The sequence below is a fragment of the Nocardia sp. NPDC059228 genome (assembly GCF_042754245.1).
Classification (GTDB): domain Bacteria; phylum Actinomycetota; class Actinomycetes; order Mycobacteriales; family Mycobacteriaceae; genus Nocardia.
Genome location: NZ_JBHZAL010000001.1, coordinates 161,444 through 176,500, shown reverse-complemented (window position 1 = coordinate 176,500; position 15,057 = coordinate 161,444). Strand labels below are relative to the sequence as shown.

Below are 15,057 nucleotides of genomic sequence, written 5' to 3'. Positions count from 1 at the left end.
CAGTATGCACAAACCTGGCATAACGCCAACTGGACGAGTCCGGTCGGTCTAATGAGTTGTTTTGTGCACTATGTCGTTTTGTGCACTGTGGATGTTTCGGCCCCCAATGCATCATCTGCGACAAGCAAGAGTGACAACATCTACTGACAAGCAAAGTCCCGTACTGCGCACGACGGGTTCGATGAGACGAAACCTCGGATACGAAGTCTCATCATGCAGGGCCCGCCGGAATGCCACGCCCTTGGCAATCGCGCGCGGTACGGGACTTGCGCATTTGCGACAAGATCGCAATTGAGTCGGTGATCTCCGCGTGATCAAGTTCGGAGTCCACCGAGGGGTAATGCGCAGATCCGGCCGAATAGTAATGGAAAAGTAATGACTACCGTTGCGCAGAGCCCTGAATCGTGCTCGGCGACGCGGCCGTCATCGCGTCGTAGGCGCGGGCGATGGCCTGCACCCAGCCACGCGGACTGACCCCCGCCGGCGGCGAGATCCAGCGACCGTCGATCACCACCTCGCCGAACGGATTCCGCGACCACTCGGCCACCCGCTGCGCGCGCTCGGCCGCCGAGACCGGTGGCGCCCCCGCCGCGGCCAGCTCCACTCCGCCACCGGACTGCAGATAGAGCGCGTCCATGATCTGCGCGACCTGATCGGAAGCTTTGAGCTGCGTGCCCGATCCGGTCTGCTCATGCGCCACCACCTCCGGGAAGCGCGCGATCAACACGCGGTGCAGGGTGTGAATCTGCTTGAGCAGCACCCGGGCTCGCCACCACAGCTCGATCACGATCCACACCGCGCCGATGGCGATGAGCATGGCCGCGATCTGCCACATCGGCCAGAACCAGCCCTCGTCGCCGGGCTTCGGCAGCGGCTCGTCGCGCATCTCGCGGCGAATCGACATCGCCGCCAGCACGCCGACCACCGCGGTACCGCTGGTGTAGAGCGCGATGCCGCGGCCCAGCGTGGTCCAATCCAGGTTGCGCACACCGGTAATCACGATGAACACACACTCCAGCAGCACGATCACCCAGCCGAGGGTCAGCGACCAGAGCAGCGTGAGCATCATCGCGACCGCGCCGCCGGTGTAGATCATCATGCCGATCTGTCGCAGATTGCGACGCGACACCACCGGCCACGCCGCGGCCGCCACCACCGAGGTGGCGGTCGCGAACATGATCCACGCCGCGGTGACCACCCGGTCGCCCAGCCACTGGCCGTGCACGCCACCCGGCGCCAAATGGTCAACGGCCAGAGCGATTTCCGGCACGCCGACGGTCACCGCCAGCGCCACCGCGGCCACCGCGATCACGATCGCGACCCGCGCGGTGGTCGCCGGTTTCACCAGCACGCGCCCGACGCGTGCACCCGAGGCCATCCACACCAGCATGGCCGTCACCCAGAAGGTCATGCCACATCCCCTGACTCGGTCATCCCAACGCCTCATCGAATCGAAGGACCGAGACGCCCGCGCCCCGGCTGTTGAAAACGCGCAGGCGAGTCATGAGCATGCTCGCGAAAGTCTCCGCCTCCCACTCGCATTGCTCGTCGTCGCCCAGATCGATGGCCTTCTGATGCGCGCGCTGGCTGAGCATGTAGGCGATGAGATCGTCGCTGGCCTCCAGCACCACCTCGGTCGCCGCCTCGCCCGGATGGTCGAAGACGATGTGCCCCAGCTCGTGCGCCAGGGTGTGCTCACGACTGGGCAGCGACTGCGCCAGCACGATCACATCCCGGTCCGGATAACTGCGGCGCTGGCCGCACACGCCCGGACCCAGTTGGGCACTGGCGATCTCGATGATCCGCCGCCGCTCCGCCGAGATGGCGAGCACCACCTCGTCCAGGTCGGTGGCGTCGAAATCGGCGGCCACCGCGCACACCGCGTCCACCGCGGCGGCCACCCGGCGGTAGGACCCGATGCTATGAGCCTTGCTCCTGGTCATCGCGGTCCCCTCATACCCTCGGTCCGAAGAAAGCAGCGCGCGCGGCATCGACGCGCGCCTGGGCCGCGGACGCGCTCTGGAAGCTCACCGCGCCCGAGCCGGTGCCCCCCAGCGCCATGGCGATCAGCCCGCCGAGCACCGACAGTGGCTTCCACGGCGGCAGCGGGGTGGTGTTCGAGGTCGGCTTCACATCCGGATTCGGCTGGGCCGGAACGGGAACGGGAACGGGAGCGGGCGCCGGCGCGGGGGGCGGCGGGGGCGGTGGCGCGGCAGGTGCGACCTCCGGCTCGGGCAACGCGGCCGCCGGCGCCACGACGGCGGGCAACTGCGGCACGGCCGGGGGCTGCGGAATCTCCAGCGGCACCGGCGGCACCGCAGGTGCGACGGGCGGCGGGATCAGCAACAGCAGCAGTGGAGAGGCGCAGACCGCGGCGGAACCGAGCCCCGCCGAACCGAGCCCCGCCGAACCCACCACGGCCGATCCGAGATCGGCCGAACCCGCGGCGGAACCCGCCCCGGCCGAACCGACACCCGAGCCCGTCGCGGTGAGTGCACCGCCCGCGGAACCCACACCGGCGGAACCGACCGCGGCCGAACCGGTGCACAACGCGGCCAGCCCGGCCGAACCCGTTGCGGCCGAGCCCACCGCGGCCGAACCGGTTGCCACCGAACCCGTGCCGAGCAGCACACTCAGCAGTGCGGAACCGGTGCCCACGCCCGCCGAGCCGACGCCCGCCGAACCCAGGCCGAGCACGCCCGCGGTCCCGAGACCGGCGGAACCGACTGCGGCGGAACCGGTTCCGAGCGCGGCCGAACCGGTGGCCGCCCCGGCCGAGCCGGTACCGCCGACGGCCGAACCCAATCCCGCACCGGCGGAACCCGTTACGGCGGACCCGGCGCCCAGGGCCGCGGAGCCGGTACCGCCCAGCACGGTGCCCAGTCCGGCCGAACCGACCGCGGCCGAGCCGACACCGGCGGAACCGACACCGGCCGAGCCGGTTCCGAGCGCGAGCAGCATGGACAGCAGATCCTGCGGCCCGGCCACCGGGGTGACGGGCTGCGGACGAGTGGCACCGATTGCCTGAGGCTGCGTGATGGCGGGCGCCTGCGGCTGCGAACCGACTGGCGCGGGCAGGGTCGGATCCTGGCCCGCGGGTACGGGATCGAGCGGGATGCCCCCGGGCTGCGCATCGGCAACCGCGGGCGCGAGCAGCGCCGAACCGGTGACAGCTGCGATCACTGCCACCAGGCGCATTGCACGATCGACGATCATGCGACAGCCATCCCCTCATCAGATACCGCGCGCTTGGCTTGCTCCGCACCAGGGGTACGGAATCCCGATCCGCACCAGGCAGATCGGGACAGGTCTCGAGCTCACACTGTCGCCCCGATTGCCGGACCGTTGCGGAACGCGGCCATCGTACCGGTCACGACGGCAATCCGCGCAAGTCCCCGATTGCATTAGGGGGGCTCACAAACCGTACGCCTGCGCGACACCCCATGTACCCAATATCACCAGCGGCCCAGGCCAATTGGCCTGGACCAGGCGTTTCGGGCCAGACCTCACCGTCGAAACTGAACAACTGTGAGGTCTGAAACCCCGTACGAAAGCTGATAAATCAGGCAAAAGGCAGCTAACTCGCGGGTGCCCCGACGACCCGACATGGATTCCGCACAAAGGCGCCCCACCGTTGCGTCATGAGTCGATAAACGCGCGAAGCCGCCCCCGGGCGAGAGGTTCCGGGGACGGCTCGGCGCGCGCCGGATGGGCGCGCGCAAGGATCCGAGGGTTGGCCGGATCCGGGTGCGCGGTCGGGCTGTGGTGGCCGCGCACGTTCGGGGACGCGTCAGGCGGTGGTGGTGACGCGGTAGGTGTTGAGGCTGTCGATGCGCTCGATGGCCTCGGTGATGATGCGGTCGATGAGGTCCTGCACCGTGGGCAGGTCGTCGATGATGCCCGCGACCTGGCCGGAGGCGAGCACGCCCGCGTGGGTGTTGCCCTCCACCAGACCGGCTTTCAGCAGCATCGGGGTGTTGGCGGCCATGATGACCTGGGACCAGGTGAGGCCCTTCTGCTTCCGCATGCCGATGCCGTCCTTGATCATGGTCGACCACTTCATGCCGGTCATGCTCTTGAACTTGACGGCGTTCGAGACGGCGGCGGTGAGTCCGCGCAGGCCGCTGGAATGCTCCAGCTTGTCCACCAGTTCGGTGTTCAGCACGCGGTGCGGCATGCCGTCGACCTTCTTGGAGACGACGGTGTCCTGCAGTCCGCGCTTGAGGTACTCCTGCTTGACCGAGTCCGGGACGCTCGAGTCCTGGGTGAGCAGGAAGCGGGTGCCCATGGCGACACCGGCCGCGCCGTAGGACAGCGCGGCGGCCAGACCGCGGCCGTCGAAGAAACCACCGCCGGCGACCACCGGGATGTCGACCGCGTCGAGCACGGACGGCAGCAGCAGCGTGGTCGCGACGGAACCGGTGTGGCCACCGCCCTCACCGCCCTGCACGATCACCGCGTCCGCGCCCCAGGAGGCGACCTTGACCGCGTGCTTGGCCGCGCCGATGGACGGCATGACGACCACGCCGTTGTCCTTGAGCTTGGCGATGAGCTCCTTCTTGGGAGCCAGCGCGAAGGAGGCCACCTTCACGCCGTCGCGGATCATCATGTCGATGCGGTCGGGCGCGTCGGACAGGTCGGCGCGGATGTTCACGCCGAAGGGCTTGTCGGTCTTGGCCTTCGTCTTGGCGATGGCCACCTCGAGTTCGTCGAGGGTCATGGTCGCCGAGGCGAGGATGCCGAGACCGCCCGCGTTGGCGGTGGCCGCGACCAGGCCCGGACCGGCGACCCAGCCCATGCCGGTCTGCACGATCGGGTGCTCGATGCCGACCAGTTCGGTCAGCGGCGTCTTCAGCCGTTGCGCGGTCATGCCGTCACTTCCTTCTCACGGAAGCCCTTGGGGTCCAGCACGGTCCGGATGATGGTGAGCTCTTCCTCGGTGGGCAAACGGGTCTCGCCCGCCTCGGCCAGCCCGGCGATCTCGAAGGAGGTGTTCTCCGCGACCTCGCCGGCGGTCACACCCGGGTGCAGCGACAGCGCACGCAGGGTGTGGTCCGGGCCGTTGAAGTCGAACACGCCCAGGTTCGAGACCACCCGGTGCAGGTGGTGGAAGCGGTAGGCCGGGTTCTCGGAATCGACCTTGTCGTAACCGATTCCGGACACGATGTCGACCTGGTCGACGAACACCCGCTTGTTGTGCTTGGGCACGAAGTAGCTGGTGGCGTGGTTGATGGTGTTGCCCGGCGCGCCGCGCACACCGAACATCTGCCGGGTCGGCTGCTGCAGCGGACCGAACGCGGACAGGTTCTGGTTGCCGTACCTGTCGATCTGATTGGCGCCCATGACCACATGGCGGCGACCGGAATTCACCACATCGAAGACCTTCGAGAACGGAATCCAGCCCTCGATGGGCGCCTTGCCGCCGATCGGCGGGATCTCGGCGAAGAACAGCGCCTCACCGTCGGACAGCAGCAGGTCCGGCTCGAAGGTGAGCCGCGCCAGCCGCGCGCCGATGGTGGTGACGGTGGACATGGGCGAGGCCATGATCTCGCCCGCGCCCCGGAAGATCTCGGCGGCGGCGACGACGCAGATCTCGGCCCGAGTGATCGTGGTGGTGTCTGTCATTACTTCTGCTCCTCGGCGAAAGCCTTGACGGCGGCCTGGTATTCGGCCTCGGACACGTCCAGGTAGCGAGCCTTGAACTCGGCCCACGACTCGGGCGTCTTGGCGGCCTCGACATAGTGGCGCTGGAACTTCTCGTCGCGGCCGTAGCTGCCGGAGAAGGTGAAGTGCGCGCCGCCGGGGGCCTCGACCACCCCGTCGACCATCATGCGGTTGAGGATGAGGGCCTGCGTCGGAACGGCTTTCACCAGTTCCTCGGTCTCGACGAGACGGTCCACCGACAGGTAGCGCTTCTCGGCGGAGAGCAGGTACAGGTCGTCCATGTACGGATCGACGCCGGTGTAGGCGGCATTGCCGTGCTTGTCACCCAGGTCCAGGTGCACGAAGGCGGCGTCCAGGTTCAGAGCGGGCATGGCGACGAGGGTTTCGCGGCGGCCGTCGGCATCGACGTACGGGGACTGGACGGTCTCGAGCTCGCCCTCCCAGAAATCGATGACGGCAGAACCCAATCCGGCACGGATCGGCAGGAACGGCAGGCGGGCCGCGGCGGCCTGCAGACCGCACTTGACCATGCCCTCGTCCATCTCGCGCACGGTGATCGCGCCCTCGGTGCGGGCCTTGGCGAACCACGGGTCATAGAACGGCGCGGAGTCCAGGGACACGAAGCCGTAGTAGGCCTTGCGCACCTTGCCCGCCGAGCACAGCAGGCCCAGATCCGGGCCGCCGTAGGTGACGACGGTCAGATCGGTGATGTCCGAACGCAGCAGGGCGCGCACGAACGCCATCGGCTTGCGCCGGGAACCCCAGCCGCCGATGCCGATGGTCATGCCGCTGCGGAGCTCGCCGACGACCTCGTCGAGGCTCATTCGCTTGTCGCGCATAGTGTTTCGCCCCTTCTACTTTGCTTTTTTCTGAGCGGCCAGGTCGTCGTCGAAGCGCGCCCGGATCTCGTCGGCCACGCCCGCGAGATTCAGCTCCATGGTGAAGCCCTGCTCGAAGCGGTAGGAGCGGTGCACGTCCTGCACATCGATGCCGTTGAGCGCCTTCTTGGCGGCCCGGATGACGCGGCCGTCCTTGTTGGCGATGTTCTTGGCGACCTCCATGGCGGCGGCGTCGAGTTCGGCGCGCGGCACCACCTTGAAGACCGAGCCGTAGTGGTGCAGCTGCTGCGCGGTGAGGGTGCCCGCGGTGTAGAACATGGTCCGCATCAGGTGCTGGGGGACCAGTCGCGCCAAGTGGGTGGCCGCACCGAGCGCGCCGCGGTCGACCTCGGGGAGGCCGAAGGTCGCGTCGTCGGAGGCGACGATGACGTCGGAGTTGCCGACCAGGCCGATGCCGCCGCCGAGGCAGAAGCCGTTCACGGCGGTGACGACCGGAACCTCGCAGTCGTAGATCGCGGCGAAGGCGGCGAAGCAGCCGTGGTTGGCGCGAATCAGGGCGGTGTGCCCGGTGTCCGCGTTCATCTCCTTGATATCCACGCCCGCGTTGAAGCCGCGGCCCTCGGCGCGCAGCACGACGACCCGGGTCTCCGGGTTGCGGCCGGCCTGGGTGACGGCGTCGGCCAGGGCGAACCAGCCGTCGGAAGGCAGCGCGTTGACCGGCGGGTAGTCGACAGTGACGACTTCGACGCCCTCGGTTTCGGTGTGACGGTTGATCCCCATCGAATGTCCCATCGTTGGCAAAACAAGCAAGTGCTTGGTAGGTTATCACGGTGGGAATCGAAGTAAACCTGTCCGGCTCGGTCGTCTTGGTCACCGGCGGCGTGCGCGGCGTCGGCGCCGGCATCAGCCGGGTCTTCCTGGACGCGGGCGCGACCGTGGTGGCCTGCGCGCGACGGCCCGGCGACACCCCCGTCGAGAGCAATGGCCGCGGCATCGACTTCCTGCCGTGCGATGTGCGCGACCCGGACTCGGTGCGCGGGCTGATCGAGGCCATCGTCGCGAAGTACGGGCGGCTCGACACCGTGGTGAACAATGCCGGTGGCGCGCCCTTCGCCCTGGCCGCCGACGCCAGCGCCAACTTCCACGCCAAGATCGTGCAGCTGAATCTGCTGGCGCCGCTGCTGGTTTCGCAGGTGGCCAACGAGGTCATGCAGAAGCAGGAGACGGGCGGATCGATCGTGATGATCTCCAGCGTCTCCGGGCATCGGCCCTCCCCGGGCACCGCGGCCTACGGTGCGGCCAAAGCCGGTGTGGACAGCCTGGTTTCGTCGCTCGCCGTGGAGTGGGCTCCGAAGGTGCGGATGAACTCCGTCATCTGCGGCCTGGTCAACACCGAGTCCTCGCACCTGCACTACGGCGACGAGGAGGGCATCGCCTCGGTGAGCCGAACGGTTCCCATGCAGCGCATGGCGACGCCCGAGGACATCGGTCGCACCGCCGCGTTCCTGGCCTCGCCCCTGGCCGCGTACGTCACCGGCAGCGCGCTGCTGGTGCACGGCGGCGGCGAGAAGCCCGCCTTCCTCGAAGCATCCACCGCAGACGTCCCCGCCGTCTCGGGCCACTAGACCGATCGAACACGAAGAGGTAATCGATATGACCGACAACAAGATCTGCGACGGCCGCGTCGTCATCGTGACCGGCGCCGGTCGTGGCATCGGCCGTGCTCACGCCCTCGCCTTCGCCGCCGCCGGCGCGAAGGTGGTCGTGAACGACCTCGGCGCCGAGCTCGACGGCGCACCCAGCCCGGACTCCCCGGCCGCGCAGGTCGTCGAGGAGATCAAGGCCCTCGGCGGCGAGGCCATCGTGAACGGCGACGACATCTCCGACTGGGAGGGCGCGCGCCGGCTGATCCAGACCGCCGTCGACACCTTCGGCCGCCTGGACGTGCTGGTCAACAATGCCGGCATCGTGCGCGACCGGATGCTGGTCAACCTCGGCGAGGACGAGTGGGACGCGGTCATCAAGGTGCACCTCAAGGGCCACTTCGCGCCCATGCGGCACGCCGCCGAGTACTGGCGCAACGAGGCCAAGGCCGGGCGCACCCCCGAGGCCCGCATCATCAACACCAGCTCCGGCGCGGGCCTGCTCGGCTCGGTCGGCCAGGGCAACTACTCCGCCGCCAAGTCCGGCATCGCGGGCCTGACCCTCACCGCGTCGGCCGAATTCGCGCGCTATGGCGTCACCGTCAACGCCATCGCCCCGGCGGCCCGCACCCGCATGACCGAGACGGTCTTCGCCGACATGATGGCCGCCCCCGAGGACGGCTTCGACGCCATGGCCCCGGAAAACGTCTCGCCGCTGGTGGTCTGGCTGGGCAGCGCCGATTCCGCCGGTGTCACCGGCCGCATGTTCGAGGTCGAGGGCGGCAAGGTGACCGTCGCCGACGGCTGGCGCCACGGCGTCTCCATCGACCGCGGCGCCCGCTGGGAGCCGGCCGAGCTGGGCCCGGTCGTGCGCGACCTGCTGTCCAAGGCCACCACCCCGGAGCCGGTCTACGGCGCGTAATCTCCCCCGCCTCTCCGGGCCTTCAGCGGACGGCAGAGAGCCCCTACCGTTGGCATTCCGTGCCGGCGGTAGGGTGCCCCGACAGTTCCGGATGTACCCGGCGAGTAACCCGATCTCGCGAAATCGGTTGTCCCGTATCCGATTACCGATCTGCTCCGACCCTGCGCTGTGCCCGCTACTTCTTGCGAATGCCGGAGACCAGGGCGAAGAGTGCGTCCAGGATCGGGGTCGGGGTGAGGGAGGTGGCCACCACCTGGATCTTTCCGGCGAGGCCCGGAATGTAGCGGGCCCTGGGGCGCTTCGCGGTGAGAGCCTTTTCCACCTCGTTGACGACCGAGTCGACGGGGGCGGCGATCTTCGGGACCTGCTGGGACATCTTGCGCAGGCCCGCGAGGTGGGCGCTGTAGAGCTCGCGCTGGGCATCGGTGAGGTGGGCGGTGGTGGTGTCGACCATGTCGGTCGCGCCGAACCAGAGGTCGGTGGCGATCGGGCCCGGCTCGATCAGGGACGTGTGGATTCCCCACGGGCGCAGCTCCACCCTGAGGGCGTCGACCAGGCCCTCGAGGGCGAACTTGGAGGAGTTGTAGGCGCCGGTCCCGGGGGTGGAGATGCGGCCGGACAGCGAGGAGATGAAGACCACGCGGCCCCGGGTGGCGCGCAGGCGCGGGAGAACGGCCTGGGTGACCGCGACCGCACCGAAGACATTGACCTCGAACTGGTTTCGGAGGGTGTCCAGATCGAGGAGCTCGACCGGGCCGTCGGCGACGATGCCCGCATTGTTGACCACGGCCGTCAGGTCCGCGGGCAGCACCTCGTCGAGGGCGGCGATGTGGTCCGGATTCGTGACATCGAGGACGACCGGAGTGATGCGGGAATCCGCCGCGGCCAGCGCCTCACCATCGGAGAGCTTGCGGACGCCGGCGTAGACCTGCCAGTTCTGCTGCGCCAGACGCAGGCAGACGGCCTTGCCGATGCCGCGCGCCGCGCCGGTAACCAACACAGAGTTCATGGAGGTCAGCCTAATTCGGGCCGGCCGAAAGCGGCGTCCGGGCATTGCGGATGCCGTCCGGGGACGGGGGTGCCACCATGTGGCGATGGGGAATGTCCTGATCGTCGGAGACCTGCACGGGAACACCGCGCATGCGCTGGCATTGATACGGGTCGCGGCGCGGAATGACTGCGAGCGGGTGTTCGCGGTGGGGGACTTCGGGGCGTGGGAGCACATGCACTCGGGACGGCGGTACTTCGACGTGGTGAACAGGGCGGCCAAGCGCGCCGGGGTCACCGTGTACTTCCTGGACGGGAATCACGACAAGAGCTCGCTGCTGCACGAGCTCTACGACGAGCATCCGGACCACGAGGGATTCCTGGTGTGCCGCAAGCACCTCAGGTACGCCCCACGCGGGCACCGCTGGACCTGGGAGGGCACCAGCTTCGCCGCCTTCGGCGGGGCCCGCTCCACCGACAAGGGCTGGCGGCTGGCCCGGGAGGCCCGCAAGGCCGAGCAGATCGCCAAGCGGCGCGGCTACGGCTCCTCGAAACGGCCCGAGACCGCGGGCATGCTGTGGTTTCCGGAGGAGGAGATGACCGACGCCGAGCTGACCGGCCTGCTCGATGCCGACAACTCACCGGTGGACGTGCTGCTCACCCACGACAAACCGCGGGCCTCGCAGCCGAAGTGGAATCGCAAGGACAAGGACGAGTGCTATCCCAACCAGGACCGCATCCAGCGGGTGGTGCGGACGCTGCGGCCCAGCGTGCTGTTCCACGGCCACCTGCACGTCCGCTACACCGACACCATCGCCGCCGGTGACGGGCAGTGGACCCGGATCGAAGGGCTGGCCTGCGACCCGGAAGCCGCGCGGTACCTCGAGTATTCGTCCGAACACTCCTGGTACGTACTGCGGCTGCCCTACGCCGGAGAGCAGGCGGACGGACCGGCCGCGGCCGAACCCCGTTCGCTACCTGCCTGATTCGTCGTAGGAGGAGGTGCCCTCGTCGAGCAGCGGCTCCTCCCCCTTGAAGTGCGCGGGCGCGAAGACGCGCAGCACGTGGTAGCCGGTGATGACGACCAGGGTGCCCAGGGCGATGCCACTCAGGGTGAAGTTGCTGGTGAACTTCATGCTCACATTGCCGATGCCGATGATCAGGCCCGCGGCGGCGGGCACCAGGTTCAGCGGATTGCGGAGATCGACCCGGGCATTGGTCCAGATCTGCGCGCCCAGCAGGCCGATCATGCCGTACAGGATGACGGTGATCCCGCCCAGCACCCCGCCCGGAATGGCCGCGACGATGGCCCCGAACTTGGGGCACAGACCGAACAGCAGCGCGAAGAACGCGGCGGCCCAGTAGGCGGCCGTGGAGTACACCCGGGTGGCGGCCATGACGCCGATGTTCTCCGAGTAGGTGGTGTTGGGCGGGCCGCCGACCGCGGTGGACAGCATGGAGGCCGCGCCGTCGGCGGCGATGGCGGTGCCGAGCCTGTCGTCCAGGTTGGCGCCGGTCATCTCGCCGACCGCCTTCACGTGCCCGGCGTTCTCGGCGACCAGCGCGATCACCACCGGCAGCGCCACCAGCACCGCCGACCACTGGAAGGACGGGGCGTGGAAGCTGGGCAGGCCGAGCCAATCCGCCTTGGCCACACCGGACAGATCCAGCCGCCAGTGATCGGTGACCTTGCCGCTGCCGTCGGCGGAATGGATCTGCCCGAACACCCGGTCCAGCACCCACGAGAGCCCGTACCCGAACACCAGGCCCAGGAAGATCGCGATGCGTGCGAAGAATCCGCGCAGGCCCACCACGGCCAGCCCGGTGAACAGCATGACCAGCAGCGCGGTCCACTGATCCTGCGGCCAGTAGGTCGAGGCGGTGACCGGGGCCAGGTTGAAGCCGATGAGCATGACCACCGCGCCGGTCACCACCGGTGGCATGGCGGCGTGAATGATGCGCGCCCCGAACCGCTGTACGGCCAGGCCGATCAGGAAGAGCGCGGCGCCCACCACCAGGCAGGCGCCGGTAACCGTCGCGCTACTGCCGCCCTGTGCCCGGATCACCGCGGCCACACCCACGAACGACAGCGAGCAGCCCAGATAGCTGGGTACCCGGCCGCGCGTCGCGAGCAGGAACAGCACGGTCGCGACGCCCGACATCATGACGGCGAGGTTGGGATCGAGCCCCATCAGCACGGGCGCAACGAAACTCGCGCCGAACATGGCCACCACGTGTTGCGCGCCCAGCCCGAAGGTGCGCGGCCACGACAGCCGCTCGTCCGGCCGCACCACCGCCCCCGGCGCGGGCGAGCGCCCGTCGCCGTGCACCTTCCAGCGGACACCCAGATCCATGAACCGCCCGCTTTCTCCCTGACGCCCGAAACAAGTCCGCGGCCATCCTAATCCGAGCAAATCCCCAGCTCGCGGCGCGCTCCCCACCGGGCCCGTAGAGCCCGGCCGGTGCGGTACGAGCCCACCGGGCCGGTCCGGTGGGCCGTCTTCACACCGCTGGGCAATGTCCCGCAACCCCTCCCGGCGCGCGGGGACGCCGACCGGTTCAGGGCAGGCCGTATCGGTGCCGGACGGCGGCGGGCAGGGCGTACGGGTTCGGGGCATCCACTTGCGACGCGGCCGAATTATCCTGCGGTGCGGCAGTTTTCGACGACTCCGGGGCCGGTCGCATCAACAGACGCCAAGCGGTCGCCACCGCGGGATCGGCGGTGAGTTCACCTCGCAGGCGATCGGCGCATTCGAGCGCGTGCGCAAGCGCCTGTTGGTGGGCATGCGAAATCGCCTGTGCCATCCGCGAATCCGGTAGCTCCAGGGCGGTGATGCGGCCGTCCGGTGCGACCACGATCCGCACTCCGTCCACGTCGGCGCGAGCCCGCACCCCGTCGACGGCGTCCTGTACCCGCCGGGCCTTGCGGGCTATCTCCTCGAACCGGCCCTCCACCGATCTCGACATGCACGCAGTGTAGGAATCCCGGCCGAAATGCCGTGGCATCCCGGTAACTTCGCGCACCCTGCGGAGTCAGGGCTGGACGCGGATCTGCTGCATCATGTCGTGGTCGGCATGGTCGAGGTTGTGGCAGTGCCACACATAGCCGTGGATCTCCGGGGTGTCCGCCATCCCGCCCGCCATGCCGGCACCGGTGGGCGCCATGGCCTCCGCGCCGGGCGGCACCGGGACCACCGCATCGGGATCGAAGCCGAGCTCCTCGACCGATGGCCACCTCACCAGGATCCGGGTGATGGTGTCGGTCGGGCACTCGATGGTGTCCTTCCACCCGGCCTCCCAGAGCGGCGGCCCCTGCTGGGGCCCGATGGCGAACCCGTCGGCCGAGGGCGCCCAGCGGGTACCGAACGCCGGCGGGTAGTTGGCGAGGAAGTAGGCCGAGGTGAGCATGGGCTGGCGGCCGATCACCCGCATCCGGGCCAGGTGCAGGTGGATGGGGTGATCGAACGGGGTGGTGTTGACGATGTTCCACTGTTCCACCGCCCCGGCCCGCGCGGTATCTATGTCCGCGCTCAGGAAGGGCAGATTGTTCAGCGACATCATGGTCGGGAAGACCGCCGCGGCCCGGGAATCGTCATTGAGGCCGAGTAGCGTCACCGTGCGCACCGAGCCCGGCCGGTGGGTGGGTTCCAGTGGGTCCGGCAGGCCGGGGCCGCCCCGGAGCAGTCGCGGGATGTCGTGGGCCGGACCGTCGCCCGCGCCGGCGAAGCGCATGATGGGACGCAGCTCGGGGGCCATGAACACGGCATTGCCGAAATCGTTTTCGGCGGTATTGATCAGGTCGACGGTCTCGTCGTCCCCGAGGCTACTGAAATCGACGAGCAGGTCCACCCGTTCACCGGGGCTCACCCGGATCGACGGTGTCGGCACCGGCCGGTCCAGCAGGCCCAGATCCCCGCCGATCGCGAAGAACGGCATGCCGTTGGAGAACTCGAAGATGTAGGGCCGCGAGTTGGAGCCGTTGAGCAGCCGGAACCGGTAGACGGTGCGCCGCACCTCGAGCCGCGGCCACACCACCCCGTTCACGCAGCACACGTCCCCCAGCTGCCCGGATTGGTTGTAGCCCTGGGGAATATAGGTGGCCACCATGGGTTGCAGGCTGCCGTCGGCATTGAAGGTCCGGTCCTGCACGATGAGCGGGATCTCGAACTCGCCGCTGGGCAGGCCGATCGGGTTGTCGTCGCCCCCGGTGTCGAATTCGTCCCGCAGGTAATACATTCCGGCCAGCCCGGCCTGGATGTTCAACCTGGTGATCCCCATGGCGTGGTCGTGGTACCAGAGGGTGGCGGCCTCCTGGCGGTTGCCGTACGCGAAGCTGGGGCCGCCGCCATTGCGCCAGCCGATGAGCGGATGTCCGTCGGAGTCGGGGGAATTCGCGCCGCCGTGCAGGTGCACGGTGAAGCGCGGATCGGTGCGATCCAGCTCGGTGACGCCGTGCATGGTCAGGTCCACATGCTGGGCCAGCACATGGGTGCCCAGCTCATTGCGAAAGCCGATACGCGCCACCTGATCCCGATGCGCCTCCAGGCTCGGCCCGAGCACCGGCTGCCCGAAGCCCCAGCTGCGGGTCTCCGGCAGTTCCCGGTGATAGCGATGGGTTCCCGAGATGGCCGCCAATTCCCCTGCCGCCCGCCGTGTTTCGGGAATGGGCAGGTCGTCGACGAACGGCTGTAGCGCGGGCGAATGGTAGTTGAACGGCGTGAACGTCGGCGGGGGCAGCGGGGGCAGCGGCACGGGCGGCGGGGGCAGGGGAACCGGATCGGCGGCCGCAGCAGCCATGTAGCCCATGCCCGCTAAACCGAAGGCCCCCAGCAGGAAACCCCTTCTCGGCAGGTACTCCTCCATCACGGTCCCCACCCCGGACAACTACGCCTTCAACCGGTCTGCCGTTCGACGATAGCGGACATTGCCGGGCCCCGGACGCGAAAGCGGCGCGGCTCCGCCTCTCCGCGCCGCGAAAATCGGTGTGCCGCTTCCGAAACGC

14 protein-coding genes are annotated in these 15,057 nt (G+C 68.9%); 3 read left to right on the top strand and 11 right to left on the bottom strand.

The annotated features are described in order from the left end of the window. Positions 1–379 precede the first annotated feature (379 nt). The 7 genes from ACFXKA_RS00865 to ACFXKA_RS00835 form a co-directional block, all read right to left on the bottom strand. A complete protein-coding gene (locus tag ACFXKA_RS00865) occupies positions 380–1,411 on the bottom strand; it encodes a hypothetical protein (protein WP_379425239.1) in 1,032 nt (343 codons plus the stop codon). Between the two features lie 19 nt (positions 1,412–1,430). Continuing rightward, positions 1,431–1,943 carry an ImmA/IrrE family metallo-endopeptidase gene (locus ACFXKA_RS00860; protein ID WP_379425237.1) on the bottom strand — a complete coding sequence of 171 codons (513 nt, stop codon included), beginning with the start codon at positions 1,941–1,943 and terminating at the stop codon, positions 1,431–1,433. Between the two features lie 10 nt (positions 1,944–1,953). Continuing rightward, the gene (locus ACFXKA_RS00855; RefSeq protein WP_379425236.1) at positions 1,954–3,189 is read right to left on the bottom strand and encodes a hypothetical protein; all 1,236 of its coding nucleotides are present in this window, start codon (positions 3,187–3,189) and stop codon (positions 1,954–1,956) included. 601 nt (positions 3,190–3,790) lie between these two features. After that, on the bottom strand, positions 3,791–4,870 hold the full coding sequence (locus tag ACFXKA_RS00850; protein ID WP_379425234.1) for an NAD(P)H-dependent flavin oxidoreductase: 1,080 nt from the start codon (positions 4,868–4,870) through the stop codon (positions 3,791–3,793). After that, complete coding sequence (locus ACFXKA_RS00845; RefSeq protein WP_379425233.1) at positions 4,867–5,625, bottom strand: CoA-transferase subunit beta; 759 nt, start codon at positions 5,623–5,625, stop codon at positions 4,867–4,869. The genes ACFXKA_RS00850 and ACFXKA_RS00845 overlap by 4 nt, the downstream gene beginning before the upstream one ends. Beyond that, positions 5,625–6,503, bottom strand: a complete 879-nt coding sequence (locus ACFXKA_RS00840) for a CoA transferase subunit A (RefSeq protein WP_379425231.1) — start codon at positions 6,501–6,503, stop codon at positions 5,625–5,627. The genes ACFXKA_RS00845 and ACFXKA_RS00840 overlap by 1 nt, the downstream gene beginning before the upstream one ends. Before the next feature lie 15 nt (positions 6,504–6,518). Then, positions 6,519–7,283, bottom strand: coding sequence for an enoyl-CoA hydratase family protein (locus tag ACFXKA_RS00835; protein WP_354831217.1), 765 nt, complete (start codon positions 7,281–7,283; stop codon positions 6,519–6,521). A gap of 50 nt (positions 7,284–7,333) precedes the next feature. On the opposite strand from ACFXKA_RS00835, the gene ACFXKA_RS00830 reads away from it, so the two are divergent. Together ACFXKA_RS00830 and ACFXKA_RS00825 are read left to right on the top strand one after the other, a co-directional pair. Next, positions 7,334–8,128 carry an SDR family oxidoreductase gene (locus ACFXKA_RS00830; protein ID WP_379383149.1) on the top strand — a complete coding sequence of 265 codons (795 nt, stop codon included), beginning with the start codon at positions 7,334–7,336 and terminating at the stop codon, positions 8,126–8,128. Positions 8,129–8,156: 28 nt separating this feature from the next. After that, a complete protein-coding gene (locus tag ACFXKA_RS00825) occupies positions 8,157–9,068 on the top strand; it encodes an SDR family oxidoreductase (RefSeq protein ID WP_379425229.1) in 912 nt (303 codons plus the stop codon). Positions 9,069–9,243: 175 nt separating this feature from the next. Here the strand turns inward: ACFXKA_RS00825 and ACFXKA_RS00820 are convergent, their stop codons facing one another. Continuing rightward, positions 9,244–10,077 carry an SDR family oxidoreductase gene (locus ACFXKA_RS00820; RefSeq protein ID WP_379425228.1) on the bottom strand — a complete coding sequence of 278 codons (834 nt, stop codon included), beginning with the start codon at positions 10,075–10,077 and terminating at the stop codon, positions 9,244–9,246. A gap of 85 nt (positions 10,078–10,162) precedes the next feature. Here ACFXKA_RS00820 and ACFXKA_RS00815 point away from each other — a divergent pair, with 85 nt between their 5' ends. Further along, positions 10,163–11,041: a metallophosphoesterase gene (locus ACFXKA_RS00815; RefSeq protein ID WP_379425226.1), complete on the top strand. Its 879-nt coding sequence runs from the start codon at positions 10,163–10,165 to the stop codon at positions 11,039–11,041. Here the strand turns inward: ACFXKA_RS00815 and ACFXKA_RS00810 are convergent. The 3 genes from ACFXKA_RS00810 to ACFXKA_RS00800 form a co-directional block, all read right to left on the bottom strand. Further along, on the bottom strand, positions 11,030–12,409 hold the full coding sequence (locus ACFXKA_RS00810; protein WP_354831226.1) for a solute carrier family 23 protein: 1,380 nt from the start codon (positions 12,407–12,409) through the stop codon (positions 11,030–11,032). The two genes, ACFXKA_RS00815 and ACFXKA_RS00810, sit on opposite strands and share 12 nt — an antisense overlap. A gap of 205 nt (positions 12,410–12,614) precedes the next feature. Next, entirely contained in the window at positions 12,615–13,022 is a 408-nt protein-coding gene (locus tag ACFXKA_RS00805; protein WP_379425224.1) for a hypothetical protein, read from the bottom strand. A 66-nt stretch (positions 13,023–13,088) separates the two neighbouring features. After that, complete coding sequence (locus ACFXKA_RS00800) at positions 13,089–14,918, bottom strand: multicopper oxidase family protein (RefSeq protein WP_379425866.1); 1,830 nt, start codon at positions 14,916–14,918, stop codon at positions 13,089–13,091. Positions 14,919–15,057: the final 139 nt, after the last annotated feature.